At 69.4% G+C, this 14971-nt stretch carries 15 protein-coding genes; 8 read left to right on the top strand and 7 right to left on the bottom strand.

Annotated features, from left to right (window positions below; translation table 11 throughout):
- Window positions 1–178: 178 nt before the first annotated feature.
- Window positions 179–949 (bottom strand): precorrin-6A synthase (deacetylating), encoded by a 771-nt coding sequence (gene cobF, locus ACFWMR_RS13710; RefSeq protein WP_378378571.1) that lies wholly within the window; start codon window positions 947–949, stop codon window positions 179–181.
- A 96-nt stretch (window positions 950–1045) separates the two neighbouring features.
- Here cobF and ACFWMR_RS13705 point away from each other — a divergent pair, with 96 nt between their 5' ends.
- From ACFWMR_RS13705 to ACFWMR_RS13695, 3 genes are read left to right on the top strand one after another with little or no spacing between them, the layout of a single operon-like run.
- Complete coding sequence (locus ACFWMR_RS13705; RefSeq protein ID WP_093933112.1) at window positions 1046–1252, top strand: heavy-metal-associated domain-containing protein; 207 nt, start codon at window positions 1046–1048, stop codon at window positions 1250–1252.
- Window positions 1249–1425, top strand: coding sequence for a hypothetical protein (locus ACFWMR_RS13700; RefSeq protein WP_378378570.1), 177 nt, complete (start codon window positions 1249–1251; stop codon window positions 1423–1425). The genes ACFWMR_RS13705 and ACFWMR_RS13700 overlap by 4 nt, the downstream gene beginning before the upstream one ends.
- Before the next feature lie 41 nt (window positions 1426–1466).
- Window positions 1467–3623 (top strand): heavy metal translocating P-type ATPase, encoded by a 2157-nt coding sequence (locus ACFWMR_RS13695; protein ID WP_378378579.1) that lies wholly within the window; start codon window positions 1467–1469, stop codon window positions 3621–3623.
- Here ACFWMR_RS13695 and ACFWMR_RS13690 read toward each other — a convergent pair whose 3' ends face one another.
- The gene (locus tag ACFWMR_RS13690; RefSeq protein WP_009081418.1) at window positions 3624–3905 is read right to left on the bottom strand and encodes a metal-sensitive transcriptional regulator; all 282 of its coding nucleotides are present in this window, start codon (window positions 3903–3905) and stop codon (window positions 3624–3626) included.
- 167 nt (window positions 3906–4072) lie between these two features.
- Here ACFWMR_RS13690 and ACFWMR_RS13685 point away from each other — a divergent pair, with 167 nt between their 5' ends.
- Entirely contained in the window at window positions 4073–4435 is a 363-nt protein-coding gene (locus ACFWMR_RS13685) for a YciI family protein (protein WP_378378569.1), read from the top strand.
- On the opposite strand, the gene ACFWMR_RS13680 is transcribed toward ACFWMR_RS13685, so the two are convergent.
- On the bottom strand, window positions 4432–5100 hold the full coding sequence (locus ACFWMR_RS13680) for a M protein (protein ID WP_378378568.1): 669 nt from the start codon (window positions 5098–5100) through the stop codon (window positions 4432–4434). The genes ACFWMR_RS13685 and ACFWMR_RS13680 overlap by 4 nt on opposite strands.
- Before the next feature lie 282 nt (window positions 5101–5382).
- On the opposite strand from ACFWMR_RS13680, the gene ACFWMR_RS13675 reads away from it, so the two are divergent.
- Window positions 5383–5991 carry a maleylpyruvate isomerase family mycothiol-dependent enzyme gene (locus ACFWMR_RS13675; RefSeq protein ID WP_378378578.1) on the top strand — a complete coding sequence of 203 codons (609 nt, stop codon included), beginning with the start codon at window positions 5383–5385 and terminating at the stop codon, window positions 5989–5991.
- Here the strand turns inward: ACFWMR_RS13675 and ACFWMR_RS13670 are convergent, their stop codons facing one another.
- From ACFWMR_RS13670 to ACFWMR_RS13655, 4 genes are all read right to left on the bottom strand, one after another.
- Entirely contained in the window at window positions 5992–7326 is a 1335-nt protein-coding gene (locus ACFWMR_RS13670; protein WP_378378567.1) for a copper resistance CopC/CopD family protein, read from the bottom strand.
- On the bottom strand, window positions 7323–7901 hold the full coding sequence (locus ACFWMR_RS13665; RefSeq protein WP_093933108.1) for a hypothetical protein: 579 nt from the start codon (window positions 7899–7901) through the stop codon (window positions 7323–7325). The genes ACFWMR_RS13670 and ACFWMR_RS13665 overlap by 4 nt, the downstream gene beginning before the upstream one ends.
- Window positions 7902–8081: 180 nt before the next feature.
- Complete coding sequence (locus ACFWMR_RS13660; protein WP_378378566.1) at window positions 8082–8765, bottom strand: winged helix-turn-helix transcriptional regulator; 684 nt, start codon at window positions 8763–8765, stop codon at window positions 8082–8084.
- 42 nt (window positions 8766–8807) lie between these two features.
- Window positions 8808–9647, bottom strand: a complete 840-nt coding sequence (locus ACFWMR_RS13655) for an AfsR/SARP family transcriptional regulator (protein ID WP_208635903.1) — start codon at window positions 9645–9647, stop codon at window positions 8808–8810.
- A 221-nt stretch (window positions 9648–9868) separates the two neighbouring features.
- Here ACFWMR_RS13655 and ACFWMR_RS13650 point away from each other — a divergent pair, with 221 nt between their 5' ends.
- From ACFWMR_RS13650 to ACFWMR_RS13640, 3 genes are all read left to right on the top strand, one after another.
- Window positions 9869–12145 (top strand): TOMM precursor leader peptide-binding protein, encoded by a 2277-nt coding sequence (locus ACFWMR_RS13650; RefSeq protein WP_378378565.1) that lies wholly within the window; start codon window positions 9869–9871, stop codon window positions 12143–12145.
- 42 nt (window positions 12146–12187) lie between these two features.
- Window positions 12188–13633 carry a SagB family peptide dehydrogenase gene (locus tag ACFWMR_RS13645; RefSeq protein ID WP_378378577.1) on the top strand — a complete coding sequence of 482 codons (1446 nt, stop codon included), beginning with the start codon at window positions 12188–12190 and terminating at the stop codon, window positions 13631–13633.
- Between the two features lie 414 nt (window positions 13634–14047).
- On the top strand, window positions 14048–14950 hold the full coding sequence (locus tag ACFWMR_RS13640; RefSeq protein WP_093933103.1) for a helix-turn-helix domain-containing protein: 903 nt from the start codon (window positions 14048–14050) through the stop codon (window positions 14948–14950).
- Window positions 14951–14971: the final 21 nt, after the last annotated feature.

Raw genomic sequence — 14971 nt, 5'->3', positions numbered from 1 at the left:
CAATGTGGGTTTGGGGACGATCAGCGTCCCCAATGCCACATTGGGGGCACCGATCGTAGGGAGCATCATGTCCTGAAGGCCCCCTTGAGACGATCAACGTCCCCAAGGGCCTTCAGGAGCACCTTGGCAGTAGCGACAATCAGACCGGACAGCTGCCGGCGCGCCCGCATCCAGCGGACTAAAGGCGGGGCGGGACGGGGCGCCGCAGGTGGTAGATGTCCATGATCCAGCCCTTTCGCGAACGCGCCGAAGCGCGTACCTCTTGGATCCGCGAAGCGAGATCCGCGGTCAGTGGGCCGGAGAGCAGGAGCTCGTCGGGCGTCCCGAGGTACGCACCCCAGTAGATCTCCAGCCCTGTATCCACGAACCGCGAGAACGTGCACTGGGCGTCCAGCATCACGAACACGTCGTCGACCTCCGCGGGCCAGCCGGCTTCGAGGCGACGGCCGGTCGTGACGAGCACCGGGCGCCCGATCTGGTTCATCGTGGTCCGGTGCCGTGACGTCAGCGCGGCCACGCTGCTGACCCCGGGGACGACGTCGTACTCGAACTCGACGTTCCCCCTGGCGAGCACGGCGTCCAGCAAAGTCAGGGTCGAGTCGTAGAGCGCCGGGTCACCCCACACCATGAACGCGCCCCGCTCATCGGGACCCAGCGAAGCGATCATGTTCTCGTAGACGTCGGTGCGGAGCCGGTGCCAGTCCGCGACGGCCTTCCGGTAGTCGTCAGGGGTACGGTCGCGTTCGGGGTCCGGTGCCCGCACGACGCGGTACCCGGGCCGCTCGACGAACCGGTCGAGGATCTCCTGGCGCAACCCGACCAGGTCCTGCTTCTCTGAACCCTTGTCGAGCACGAAGAACACATCGGTCTCGTTCAGCCGCCGGACGGCCTGGACCGTCAGGTGTTCCGGGTCGCCGGCGCCGATGCCGATGGCGGAGATCTTTCGCATTTCCGCAGTGTGCCCGCACCCTCCGTGCACACCCCTACCCCCATGGGGTATAAAGGAAATGATCGCTTCGTTTGTCCTGTAGAGGAGTTCGCACCGATGGCCGAAACCACCTACACCGTCAAGGGCATGTCCTGCGGGCACTGCGCCTCCTCCGTCACCGAGGAGGTCGGCGGGATCGCGGGCGTCAGCGCCGTGAACGTGGACGTCGCCAGCGGCAAGGTAACCGTCACCAGCGACACCGCGCTCGATGTCCAGATCGTGGACGCGGCCGTCACCGAGGCCGGTTACCAGCTCGTCTCGTGAGCACCGCCGTCAAGGTGTCGGCGTTCGCCGCGGCTCTGGTCGCGGTGTTCGTCGCCGCCTGGACGATCGGGTCCGCCGTCGGACCGCTGGACGAGGCGCCGCCGGCCCCACCCGCGCCGACGACCAGCGTGCACGAAGGGCATCACGAAGGACACACGGGAGGCACGCCGTGACCGCCGGGACGTCCCAGCGTGTCGAACTGGCCATCGGTGGGATGACCTGCGCCTCCTGTGCCGCGCGGGTCGAACGCAAGCTGAACAAGGTCGACGGCGTCTCCGCCACGGTCAATTACGCCACCGAGAAGGCGCAGGTCGACTTCCCCGCCGCGCTCTCGGTCGACGACCTCGTCGGTGTCGTCGAGTCCGCGGGCTACACGGCCCAGCCGCCGAAACCCGAGGCGAGCGAAGACAGCACGGAAAGTCTCCGGCAGCGGCTCCTGGTCTCCGCCGTGCTCGCCGTGCCGGTGATCGTGCTGGCGATGGTCCCGGCCTGGCAGTTCACCTACTGGCAGTGGGTCTCGCTGGCACTGGCCGCCCCCGTCGTCACCTGGGGCGCGTGGCCGTTTCACCGCCCCGCCTGGACGAACTTCCGCCACGGCGCCGCCACCATGGACACCCTGATCTCGCTCGGCGTCGTCGCCGCCACGCTCTGGTCGCTGTACGCGCTGCTGTTCGGCACCGCCGGAGTCCCCGGCATGCGGCACGGCTTCGCGCTGACCATGGAGCGCGGCTCCGGCGCGGGCAACCTCTACCTCGAGGTCGCCGCGGGAGTGACCACCTTCCTCCTCGCCGGTCGCTACTTCGAGGCCCGGTCCAAGCGCCGCTCCGGTGCCGCCCTGCGCGCGCTGCTCGAACTCGGCGCGAAGGACGTCGCCCTCCTCAGGGACGGCGTCGAGAGCCGTGTCCCGATCGGCGAGCTGAAGGTCGGTGACGAGTTCGTCGTGCGGCCGGGGGAGAAGATCGCCACCGACGGCGTCGTGACCGACGGCGGATCCGCGGTCGACCTGAGCATGCTGACGGGTGAAGCCGTCCCGGTCGAGGTGGCCCCCGGTGACAACGTCGTCGGAGGGACGGTCAACGCCGGCGGCAGGCTCCTCGTCCGCGCCACCCGGATCGGCTCCGGCACCCAGCTCGCGCAGATGGCGCGCCTGGTCGAGGACGCGCAGAACGGCAAGGCGCGCGTCCAGCGGCTCGCCGACCGGGTGTCGGCCGTATTCGTGCCGGTGGTGATCGCGCTCGCGGTCGGCACGCTCGGCTTCTGGCTCGGGGCGGGCAGCGGGGCGGACGCCGCCTTCACCGCCGCCGTCGCGGTCCTGATCATCGCCTGCCCATGCGCGCTCGGCCTGGCCACGCCGACAGCGCTCCTGGTCGGCACCGGCCGCGGCGCGCAGCTGGGCATCCTCATCAAGGGCCCCGAGGTGCTGGAGTCCACTCGCCAGGCCGACACCGTCGTCCTGGACAAGACCGGCACGGTGACCGCGGGGAAGATGAGCGTCACCGACGTTCAGGGAGAAGAGGCCGAGGTGCTCCGGCTCGCGGCCGCTGTCGAGCACGCCTCCGAGCATCCGATCGCGCGCGCGATCGTCACGGCCGCCGAGGAGCGGGTGGGCGAGGTGCCGCCGGTCGGCGGGTTCCGCAACGTCGAGGGCCTGGGGGTGCTCGGCGAGGTCGAGGGCAAGACCGTCCTGGCCGGGCGGTCCGCGTTCCTCGAACAGCACGGCATCACCGTCGGCGACACGTTCTCCCAGGTCAAGACTGCCGCCGAGGATCGTGGTGCGACCGCCGTCGTCGTCGCCTGGGAAGGTGAGACGCGAGGAGTGATCGTCGTCGCGGACACGGTCAAGCCGACGTCGGCCAAGGCTGTCGCCGAGTTGAAGGCGCTCGGGCTCCGGCCGGTACTGCTGACCGGCGACAACGCCGGATCCGCGCGAGCGGTCGCCGCCGAGGTCGGGATCGACGAGGTCGTCGCGGAGGTGCTGCCCGCCGGCAAGGTCGACGTCGTCAAGCGCTTGCAGGCCGAAGGCCGTGTGGTCGCCATGGTCGGGGACGGTGTCAACGACGCGGCCGCGCTCGCCCAGGCCGATCTCGGCCTCTCGATGGGGACCGGAACGGACGCCGCGATCGAGGCCGGTGACCTGACGCTGGTGCGAGGTGACCTGCGCGCGGCCGTCGACGCCATCCGGCTTTCGCGCCGCACGCTCGGCACGATCAAGGGCAACCTGTTCTGGGCGTTCGCCTACAACGTCGCCGCGCTGCCCTTGGCCGCGCTCGGCCTGCTCAACCCCATGATCGCCGGGGCGGCGATGGCGTTCTCGTCGGTCTTCGTCGTCACCAACAGCCTGCGGCTGAGGCGCTTCCGCGGCGTCGCTTGATCAGGAGCGGACCAGCCGGGCAATGGCGTCGGACGCCTCCCGGACCTTGAGGTCGGCCTCTTCACCGCCCGCGGCGGCGGCCTGGACCACGCAGGTGGCGAGGTGCTCGTCCAGCAGTTCGAGGGAGAACGACTGGAGCGCCTTGGTGGCCGCGGACACCTGGGTCAGGATGTCGATGCAGTACTTGTCCTCTTCGACCATCCGCTGCAACCCGCGGATCTGCCCCTCGATCCGGCGCAGGCGCTTGAGGTAGGCCTCCCGCTCGCTGCCGTATCCCGTCATCCCGCACCCGCTCTCTCGTCGTTCCCTGCCGAAGTTCACTATACCCTCCCCACGTATCCGCCCCGGGCGGGTGAAATTCGCGGGTGCCAGGATGTCGAGGACGATCCGGCGGCTCCGACTCCTGCGTGAGTGGCCGGGCACCGGCCGGATGACCAGGAGGAACACCGATGAAGTACATGATCATGATCACCATGAACCCCACCGCCTGGGACGCCCTCCCCGAGAAGGAGCGCGACGAGGTGGTCGCCCGCATCGACCCTTTCATGAAGAAGCTCACCGAGAGCGGCGAACTGCTGGGGACGCAGGCGCTGGGGGAGCCGAAGGAGAGCACGGTGGTCCGGGTGCGTGACGGCGTCCCGGTGGTGACCGACGGCCCGTTCGCGGAGTCGAAGGAGTACCTGGCGGGCTTCTACCTGGTGGAATGCGACAGCAAGGAGCGCGCGATCGAGATCGCGGGCCAGGTCCCGGACGCGCACATCAACGCGATGGAGATCCGCCCGGTGGTCTTCTCCTCTGGAGATGGCGCCTAGGTGGCGGCCGCTTCGGTGCCGGTGCGGGCTTCGGGCCTGCTCCGGCGCTGAACGGGCACTTCCGGTTTCGGATCGGCGGTGATCGCCAGGACGGTCCCGGCTTCCGCGAGCAGCTCGCGGGCCCCGACCAGCTGTTTCAGTACGTCATCGCGCAGGCCGAGGGCCACGTCGGCCTTCTGTCGCGCCTCGGCGACCAGGCGCTCGCCCTTTTCGGCGGCGTCGTCGAGCAGCTTCCGTGCCTTCGCCTGCGAGGCTTCGTCCCGCGCGGCGAGGGCGCGCATCGCCTCCGCCCGGCGCAGCGTCATCGCGCGCTCGAAGTCCTCGGCGATCCGCTTCCGTTCCGCCTCGGCCTCGGCGGCCTCCTCGGCGGCGCGCGCTTTGATGTCGGCGGCTTCTTCACGGGTGAGTTCGAGCATCCGGCGCGACCGCTCCTGAAGCGCGTCCGGGGCGATCGGCACGCGGCTGATCCGGTCGACGCTGTTCTTCAGTTCGCGGTTTTCCTCCTGTGCCGCGGTGAGCCTGGCGGCGAGTGCCTCCCCGCGCCGGATCGCTTCGTCGCGTTCGGCGGCGACTCGTCGTAGCTCGGTTTCCACCTCGCGAACGAATTCCCGGACCTGGGCGCGGTTGAAGCCACGCCACGCCAGATCGAAGCCGGGCATCTCCATTGGTCACCTCCACAGTGCGCGATTTTTCTTGCCACACGGGGCTTTCCCTGCCCAGTGTGCCTGAAGCCGCGAGGACACGCGTCACGGGTGGGTGATCTTTGCGCCGAACGGTCGGGCGCAAAGCGGAAGAAGGAGCATCCTCCAACCGGTGGGAGAATGGACGATCATCGTTTTACCCTTACGGGAGGTGGCCGCGTGACGAGCAGCCGAATTCGGGTCCCTGGCTGGAATACGGCGACCGCGGCCGAAGGATATCGGCAGGTCAGAGAGAACATCGTGATCTTGATCGCCGATCACGCCGGCGCGGCGGACCGGGTCGTCCCGGCTTGTCCACAGTGGACCGTCCGGGACCTGCTCGCGCATCTGACCGAAATCTGCGACCGGGTCATCACCCGGTTCGGCGGTGAGGCCTGCCCGGTTCCGGAGACGGCGTCGGCCGCCGAGGTGCTGCGGCTGTGGACCGAACGCGGACCCGAGGCCGACGCGCTGCTCGCCGCCGACGGCGACGGCGAGAGCCGCGGCGACATCATGGTGATGGACGCCTTCACCCACGAACTCGATCTCCGGTACGCGCTCGGCGCCCCGCCGCCCGAAGCGCACGCCGCCTGGCTGCGGAGTTTCGAAGTGCTCGTCGGCGGCCTCGGCACCTCGCTGGGCAAGCACGGCCTGCCCGGGATGCGGATCGAGATCGAGGGCGCGACCTGGGTCGCCGGCACCGAACCGGTCGCCGCGGTGCTCTCAGGCGCGCCGGTGGACGTCTACCGGTCGCTCGCCGGGCGCCGGAGCCCGGCCCAGATCGCCGCCATGGACTGGCTGGGCGATCCCGAGCCGTGGCTCCGGGCCTTCACCTGGGGGGTGTTCGCCCCGCCGGAAGAGGCGGTCGAACGCTGATCAGCCGGTCGGGGACATCGAGGACAGCGCCGCGGCCAGCGCCAGTACCACGGCCACGATCAGCACCTCGACCCCGACGCTGACCCGCAGTTTCCGCAGGTCGGCGGTCACGACGCCGGTGCCTCCGCGGCCGGAGATCCCGCGGCGCACCGCGTTGCGGCTCATGTTCGCCACCAGCAGCAACGCGGCGAACCCGGTCAGCTTCAGCAGGAAGACGATGCCGTAGGCCGACGTCCACAGCGCCTCCACCGACGGCACGAGCCGGAAGCCGAGGTACGCGCCGCTGACCACCATGACGACGATCGACCAGGTGGCGATCGGGTGGAACCGCGCCAGCGCCGGTTCGGCCTCGGCCGCCGAGTACTTGCCGCGCAGGAGCACGGCCAGCTGGATCAGCCCGCCCACCCAGACGGCCATCGCGCCGAAGTGCGCGAGGTCGGCGGTGACCGAGAGGAACATGATCTTGTCGGCCACCGCGTGCCCGGTCGCGGAGAAGCTCAGCATCACGATGAACCCGGCCGCGATGCCGAGGTTCTCGTACCGCGACCGCAGCCGGTCCGGCAGCGCGTCCGCCAGCAGCCGCCGGACGAACACGGCGAGCGCGACGATCGCGGCCAGGCGCAGGAGCAGGAGCTTCCCGTACGCCACCCGCAGGGTCGCTTCGATCAGCGCCGGGTCGAAGACCGAGCCCGCGCCGCGGCCCGCGACGTACGGGCCTTGCAGCAGGAACCCGGCCACGGCCGTGACCCCGGAGAGCCAAAGGCCCGCGGTGAGCAGCTTCCGCGCCGCCGGATCGGCCCGCCCGCCCGGGCGGCAGACCAGCAGGAAAACCAGTCCGCCGAGCAGCGCGACGCCGAGGAACGAGCCCCAGCGGAAGGTGGTGAACAACGCGTCGGTCACCGGATCGGTGCCGGTGGAGGCGGACACCGCGCCCGCCGAGGTGATCAGGGGGCCGGTGCCGATCACGAAGGCGAGCGTGCCGCGCACCGGATGCGAGTCGGCCGAGACGAAGGCGTACTCGACGAGGTAGCTGCCGTCGGGGAGATCGGGTTCGAGTTTGACGGCGACCTGTTCGGCGACGTCACCAGGCTGGAACACCGGACCGGAGACGACGTCGGTCCCCTGCTGGTCGACGACCTTGATCGAGTTCGGCTGGATGCCGATGTTCTCCGACAGGGTGATCGAGACCAGCGGCGGCGCCGAGGTGAGCCGGGCGCCGTCGGCAGGGTTCGAGTTGAGGAGTTCGACGTGGGCCGAGGCCGGGGCCGCGGCGAGTACCGCGACCCCCAGCCAGGCCGCCACCAGGGCGAGGAGGGCGAAGAGCCTCCGGGTCACGATGCCGCGGTGGCCAGCTCACGCCGGCTTTCGGGCGAACACGTGCAGCCGGTCAGTTCCCGCTCGGCGGCGGAGGCCTTCCGGTGCACGATCATCGCGATGATCATCGGGATCGTGACGATCGTGTTGTAGAACAGGTGCAGCTCGACGCGCGGGATGAACAGCTGGATGATGCTGCTCGGCGCGGTGCCGCCGCCGAGCCGCCAGCCGCTCTGCGCCTGGATCAGCAGGAGAAGATGCTCGATGTGGTGCCAGAACTGCAGGCCCAGCGCCAGGTTCCACCACTGCCGCGAGCGGCCGGCGAAGCCCTTGCGCAGGGCGAACAGGAAGACCAGCATGACGATGGCGTAGCCGTAGTGCAGCCATTCGGAGCTGATCAGCTTGGGGAACGGGATGCCCAGCACGCCGCGGGCGTCCGCGGTCTTCCAGCCGAGGGCGTAGATCTGGAACGCCTGCACGAGGTGTTCCGCCCAGTGCGCCAGCACGACGAGCGCGAAGATGTTGAGCGCCGCGCGATGGTATTTCCCGTTGAGCGAGGCGAGCAGGCCGGGACGGTGGGGATCGAGTGCGGCCATGAAAGGGCTCCTTGGAGGAAAAGACCGGCCGGTGACGGACATCGACGATATCTCGCTCGCCGCCGGTTTTCGTTACTCCGGATTGCTGAGCTGATCTGCGAAATTACGCCATTCGGAGTGCTTGTACTACGAATGGACTGGGTAAAAACACCGCCGGTCACGAAAAGCGGGGCCGGTTGGTCAGTGGATGACGATTCCGGACGACACCTGGGGCGTGGCGGGGATGTGGAAGAGTTCGGTGAACAGCGCCAGGTATTCGAAGGCGCCTTCGACGCGGACCTTGCCGGTGCGCAGGGCGTCTTCGGCGGTGAGTTCCCCGTTCAGCAGTTCCTTGATGTACGGGCCCAGCGGTTCGATGATCGCGTCGGCACCGGGATGCGACCCGTCGGCGACCTTGAGCGCGCCGTCCTCGATGATCGCGTGCAGGACCATCCCGCCCGGGTAGTGCAGTTCGTAGGTGGCCTGGATGCCCTTGGCCTTCTCGCTGCGGAAGGTCGTGTACAGCGAGAGGATCGCCGCGTCCAGGGTGAAGACGTCCTCGGGGGCGGGCAGTCCCAGCGACCGCGCGCCCCAGAGACCGAGGTCCAGCACGATCTGGTCGAGCTCGCCGCCGTACTCGGTGAGTTCGTAGACGACCGCGGCGTCGAGCTGGGGGAGCACACGGCGGCGGAGCACACCGGACTGCTCGAGTTCGTTGAGCCGCGCGGACAGCGTGCTCGCCGGGATCTTGGGCAGGCCGGCCTGGAGTTCGGTGAACCGCTTCGGGCCGAGGACGAGGTCACGGACGATCAGCAGCGACCAGCGTTCGCCGATGATCTCCAGCGCCCGGGCCAGACCGCAGAACTGTCCATAGGTACGACTCATCCGCCGATCCTCACTTTCGTTTCCCGTGACAGCAGTGGTTTTTCACGCGGGTTCGCCCTCGGAAAGCAGGTCGTGGTGCAGGACCTGCAGTTCGTCGCAGGGTTCGACGCCCAGTTCATTGTTGAGCCTCGACCGCACCTGGCGGTAGGTCGCGAGCGCGTCGGATCGGCGGCCGCTGCGGCCGAGGACGCGGATCAGCTGGCCGTGCAGGGCCTCGTCCAGCGGGTTCGCGGTGACCAGTGACCGCAGTTCGCCGATCAGCTCGTGCCGCATCCCGGCCGCGATGTCGGCCTCGATCCGCAGATGCAGGGTGCTGCGCCGCTGTTCGACGAGGTCGACCGCGTACGCCGACAGCACCTGTCCACAGTGGACGTTCGCCAGCGGCGGCCCGGACCACAGGTCGAGCGCGGCCCTGAAGGACTTCGCCGCCTCGGCGTGCTCGCCCCGCAGTTGCAGCTCCCGGCCCGTCTTCTGGAGCGCCTGGAACTCGAAGACGTCCACCTGCTCCGGCTCGATCCGGAACACGTACCCCGGCGGCTTCGTCGCCAGCATGGTCTCGCCGTACGGGGCGAGGTCGTTCTCGTCGATGCACCGGCGCAGCTGATAGACGTAGGTGTGCATCGTGGTGCGGACGCTGCGTGGCGGGTGGTTTGCCCACAGTTCCTGGACGATCGTGTCGATGTGCACGATCTTTCCGGGGCTCATCACCAGCATGGCGAGCACCTGAAGCAGCTTCGGCGTCGTCGGCGCGTAGTCGATCCCGTCCCGCACGAGTTCGAGCGGGCCGAGCAGGGTGAAACGGAGGGGACTCGCGGGCGGGGCCGGAATCGGGTCGGGTGCCGAGCCGTGCCGCGTGTCCGCTACTCGTGATCCGGGGTACATCGCAAGCGCCCTCCAGCTCGATACGCGTAGTGTCCTTTTTCCAGTGCCTCGACAGTGACAGAGCGCCCGGTCACCCGGCCAGTGAGCCGTCCACCAGGTCCCGCGTGCGTGCGTCCCGGAAAATCATGGGTTTTTCATGTCCGAGGTGTGAATCGCGCACTGGCCGGTACCCGCCCCCGCGCAGCAGGATTCTGGGATCGCACCGACCTACGGGGGTTCCCATGCGCGAGGCAGTGTCGAACGGGTCCGGCTCGATCAGCGGCGGTCTGGGATTCAAACGGCATCTGCGCGCGGAGATCAGTGAGGGCAACGGCGCCTACCTGTTCTCCGAACAGGGCGTCATCGCGATGCGAGGCGCGCAGGTCGCGTCGGTCGCGGCCCTGCTCGACGGCACCCGTGACCTCGACGGTCTCCTGTCCGCCTGCCCCGAGGGGATGAGCGCCGAACAGGTCACCGGTGTCCTGGCGAGGCTGGTCGAAGCGGGGTTGGTCACCGTCCGGGTCCCGGACGAGCTCAGCGGGGACGAACGCGCGCTCGCGTACTGGGACGCGTGCGGGCTCGACGCGTCCGCGGTGGCCTGCCGTCAGAAACCGGCGACGGCGAGCCTGACCGCGATCGGCCGCGGGGTGGACACCTCGCAGGTGGAGAACGCGCTCGTCGCGAGCGGCATCGAAGTGGTCGAGACGGCGTCGGAACTGGCCATCGTGCTGTGCGACGACTACCTCGACCCGAGGCTGGCCGAGATCGACGCCGAGCACCGGCGCACCGGGCGGCCGTGGCTGCTGGCCAGGCCGTCGGGTTCGCAGGTGTGGATCGGTCCGATCATGCAGCCCGGCCGGTCCGGCTGCTGGCACTGCCTGACCAACCGGCTGTGGGGGCACCGGCACGCGGAGGCGTGCGTGCAGGAGGTCCTCGGACACGACGGCCCGGCCGCGTTCCCGATCCCCGCCGTGCCGCCGCTGACCGCGGCCGCGTCGCACCTGATCTCCCTCGAAGCGTCCAAATGGCTGGCGGGACACCGCTATCCGGGGCAGCAGGCCGTGTGGATCCTGGACACCCTCGACCTCCAAGGGCGGCTGCACGAACTGCGGCGGCGCCCGCAGTGCGCGGAATGCGGTGACGAAGGGATCGTCGCCGCGCGGACGGCCGAGCCGGTCGTGCTGCGGGAGGCCAAGAAGGCGACGTCGGGTGGAGGCGGGCACCGGACGCTCACCCCGGTCGAGGTGCTCGACCGCTACGGCCACCTGGTCAGCCCGGTCACCGGCATCGTCAAGGAGATCGCCCGCGACCCGAGGGCGCCGGCGTTCGTGAACGCGTACCGCTCGGGGCTGAACGTCGCGCGCCGCGTGCGCGGCGAGGCCGGGCTCCAGGCGGGGTTGCGCGGGGACAACGGCGGCAAGGGCGCGAGCCCGCTCGACGCCGAGGTCGGCGCGCTGTGCGAGGCGATCGAACGGTTCTCGGCCAACTACCAGGGCGACGAACTGCGGATCCGCGGCACCTTCCGCGCGCTCGGCGAGGACGCGGTCCACCCGAACTCGTGCATGCTCTTCGACGAGCGCCAGTACGACGGCCGGGACGAATGGAACGCCAGGCACGCGAACTTCCAGCACGTCCCCGAACGGTTCGACGACGAGGCCGAAGTCGACTGGACGCCGCTGTGGTCGCTGTCGCAGCAGCGCCGGAAGCTGATGCCGACGGCGTACCTCTACTACGGGGTGCCGCCGGAGTGCGGGATCAAGGGCATGCGCGCGGACTCCAACGGTTGCGCGGCCGGAAGCAGCATCGAGGACGCCGTCCTGCAAGGGCTGCTCGAACTCGTCGAACGCGACGCCGTCGCGATGTGGTGGTACAACCGGCTTCCCGTGCCCGGCGTCGACATCGCTTCGTTCGACGACCCGTGGGCCGAGGAGATGGTCGGGCAGTACGCGCGAGCCGGCCGGGAGCTGTGGGTCCTCGACCTGACCGCGGATCTCGGTGTCCCGGTCATGGTCGCGCTGTCCAGGAGTATCGCCGGGCCGCGCGAGAACGTCATGATGGGTTTCGGCGCCCACCTGGATCCCAGGACGGCGCTGCGGAGGGCGGTCAGCGAGCTCAACCAGATGATCCCGGCGGTGCTCGCGAACGACGTCGAACTCGACGATCCCGACGCGGCGCAGTGGCTCCGGCACGCCACGGTCGCGAACCAGCCGTATCTGCTGCCGGCGCCCGGACGCTCGGCGAAACGGGCCGCGGACTTCAAGTTCGTCCGGCGGCCCGACGTACGGGACGACGTGGAGTGCTTGGTACGCAAGCTTTCCGCGTTGGGAATGGAGACGCTCGTGCTGGATCAGACCAGGCCCGACATCGATCTTCCGGTGGTCAGGGTGGTCGTTCCGGGGCTGCGTCCGTTCTGGAGCCGCTTCGCCCCGGGGCGGCTGTTCGACGTGCCGGTGCGACTGGGCAGGCTCGCCGAACCGACTCCGTACGACCGGCTGAACCCCTTCCCCATGTTCTTGTAGATCCGGCTGGAGCACCCCTTGACGACTGATCCCCCCGGCGGTGTGGCCGAGATGATCCCCTTGTGGTCGCTCACCGACGACAGTCTTGTCGAAATCGGTGAGGACGGCTCACTGGTGGTCGTCACGCGCTGGGGGGAGTACGACTTCGATCGTGCGGAGCCGTTGGTCCGGGAGTCGTTGCGGCGGATGGCTTTGGGGCCGATCTCGCTGGCGAACGTGACGTCGTCGTGGGAGCCGGTCGAGCGCGAGCCCGATCTCGAAGGCGAGCTGAGCTGGACGGCCGAGGGGGCCGACGCGCTGCGGCGGGCGCTCAAGGAACTCGGCGGTTCCGTGGTGCACTCGCTCGGTCTCGCCGACGGCAGGGGACCTTTGCTGTCGGCGATCCCGGTGGCGCTCGCCCCGGTGTTCGTCCCGGTGGAGATCCCGCCTGCCCGCCCGATTCGGTTGTCCCGCTTCAGTTCCCTGCGTTCCGACGCCTACGGGATGGGGCTGGAGTCGCCGTCCGCGCGCTACCGTGTCGTGCTGTACCAACCGTGGGCCGTGCACGTCGCGGCGACGCTGGCGACGGCCAAGTCGGTCGGGGAGATCGTGACCACCACGGGAATCGGACCCGGCGTGGTCGGCGCGATCGTGTCCTATCTCGTCGCCGCGGGCGTCGTCCAGGTCGCCGGGGAGCACGGCCGGTTCGCTGAGGACGACGACCCCGAACTGAGCCTGTGGTCCCCGGACGAACTGCTGTTCCACACCACGAGCCGCACCTGGCGGCCGGGTGGGCCCGCCGACCTGCCGGGGATCGGGAAACCGCCGGTGGTCAAGGCTTCCACCGGCGAGGGACCGGTCTACGCGCTCTACCGGCCGGACCTGGCCGACCGCGCGGCGACCGATCCGACGCTGACGACCTTGCTGGAGAAGGACCACATCTGCCCCGAGTTCACCGAGGGCGTGCTGTCCGCCGAGCAGATCGGCGAGTTCCTCTTCCGCGGCGCGCGGATCCGGTCGATCGGGCCCGCGTATCTCCCGAACGGTCCCGCGCACAGCGCGTCGCAGCGGCCGTATTTCAGCGTGGCCTGCCTGTACGAGCTGGAGCTGTACGTCTCGGTGAACCGCTGTTCGGGGCTGGAACGCGGGATCTACCATTACGATCCGCTCGAACACCGGCTCAGCCTGGTCAACGACGACGAGTCCGATCTGGACGCGATGCTCGACATGGCGATGATCGGCGGCGGGAATCACCGGCGGCCGTCGGCGCTGATCACGGTGACCACGCGGATGCCTCGGATGGCGTCGGTGCTCGGTGGCGGCGCGTACGCCACGACGCTGGCGCACGTCGGCGCTTTGCAGCAGACGCTCTACCTCGTCGCTCGCGCGATGGGGCTGGCCGCGCACGCCGTCCCGGTCGACGCCGGTGACCGCGTGGACCGCGCGCTGAAGCTCGAATGGCCTGCCGAGGTCGGCGTCGGGGAATGCGTGCTGGACCTGCCCGCGTGACCGAAGACGGATCTCTCGTGCTTACAGGCGGAACTCGCGTGCTTGAGGGCGGATCTCGCGAGTTCCGTCTCTGATCACGCGAGTTCCGCCTTCAAGCACGCGAGTTCCGTGTTCCGTCACGCGAGTTCGGGGTTCGTCACCCGGTCGCGCCCGTGCTGTCCGGCGTCGGGCTCGACCTGTCCGCGTGATCGAACACCGCACTCGCGTGTTCGAAGACCGATCTCGCGTGATCGAAGGCGGAACTCACGAGAACGGTTTCTCCGTTCGTGCCACCGGTTCGACCGTTTGCCGATCGCGCAGAACCGGATAACCCCTGGGCAGGCCCCATCTCGATCGCGTGTCGAGTGCTCCGAAATCGATGACGCGTTTGCTGGCGTACAGAGGAAAAGCGACAGCGAATCCGAGGTTGGTCTGATGCAGCTACGAACAGTCGCCACGGCGGCGAACGAGAAAGGCCTCATCGAATCCGGTCGGCTCCCCGAGCCGGCGTCCCCCCTGCAACCCGCGGTCCTACAGGCCATCTCATCGATGCACGCGAGGTACTTCGACCCGATCACCTTGGGCGACCTGGCGTCGGAGGTCTTCGTCAGCCCGTTCCACTTCTCGCGGATCTTCACCAAGGCGACCGGCGTGACCCCCGGCCGGTATCTCACCGCGATCCGGCTCTTCGAGGCGAAACGACTGCTGCTGACGACGTCGCTGACGGTGTCGGACATCGTGTGCAGCGTGGGCTACAGCAGTGTCGGCACGTTCACCAGCCGCTTCACCCGCGCCGTCGGGATGACCCCGACCCAGTACCGCGACCCCGAGGTCGGCGAACTGCTCGTCGCGCTGGCCCCCCACTTCCAGCGGCTGCCGACACTGGAAGCCCTGCACAGCGCCGGAATGGGTTGCGCGACGATGCGCAGCGGCACCGGCACGATCAGCGTCCGGGTCGAGACCCCGCGCGGGGCGGGCCCGGCGAGTGTCCTCATCGGACTGTTCGCCGAGTCGATCCCGCAGTGCGGCCCGGTCGCGTTCGGCGGCAGGGCGAACGTCCTTTCGGCCGACATCGAGATCCAGAACGTCCCCGAGGGCCGGTGGACCGTCATCGCGGTCGCCGAGCACGCCGCCGGGACCGCGGCCTCCTCCTTCTCCGTGGGCACCCTGCCCGGCCGTGTCGACATCACCAGGTACGGCCGGGTCCATCTGCGGATGCCGATGCGCACGCCGCGGCCGACCGACGCGCCGATGGCGATCACCCTCGCCGGCGGCCCGACCTCCACCGGCAACCGGACGACCATGCCCGCTCCCGACTATCTCCGTGCGGTGGCCTGACCAAAGGTTATTCCCGCGTTC

Source organism: Amycolatopsis thailandensis, from assembly GCF_042723255.1.
Classification (GTDB): domain Bacteria; phylum Actinomycetota; class Actinomycetes; order Mycobacteriales; family Pseudonocardiaceae; genus Amycolatopsis; species Amycolatopsis thailandensis.
Note: the sequence above shows the minus strand (reverse complement) of the source record. Positions and strands in the feature narration are given on the sequence as shown.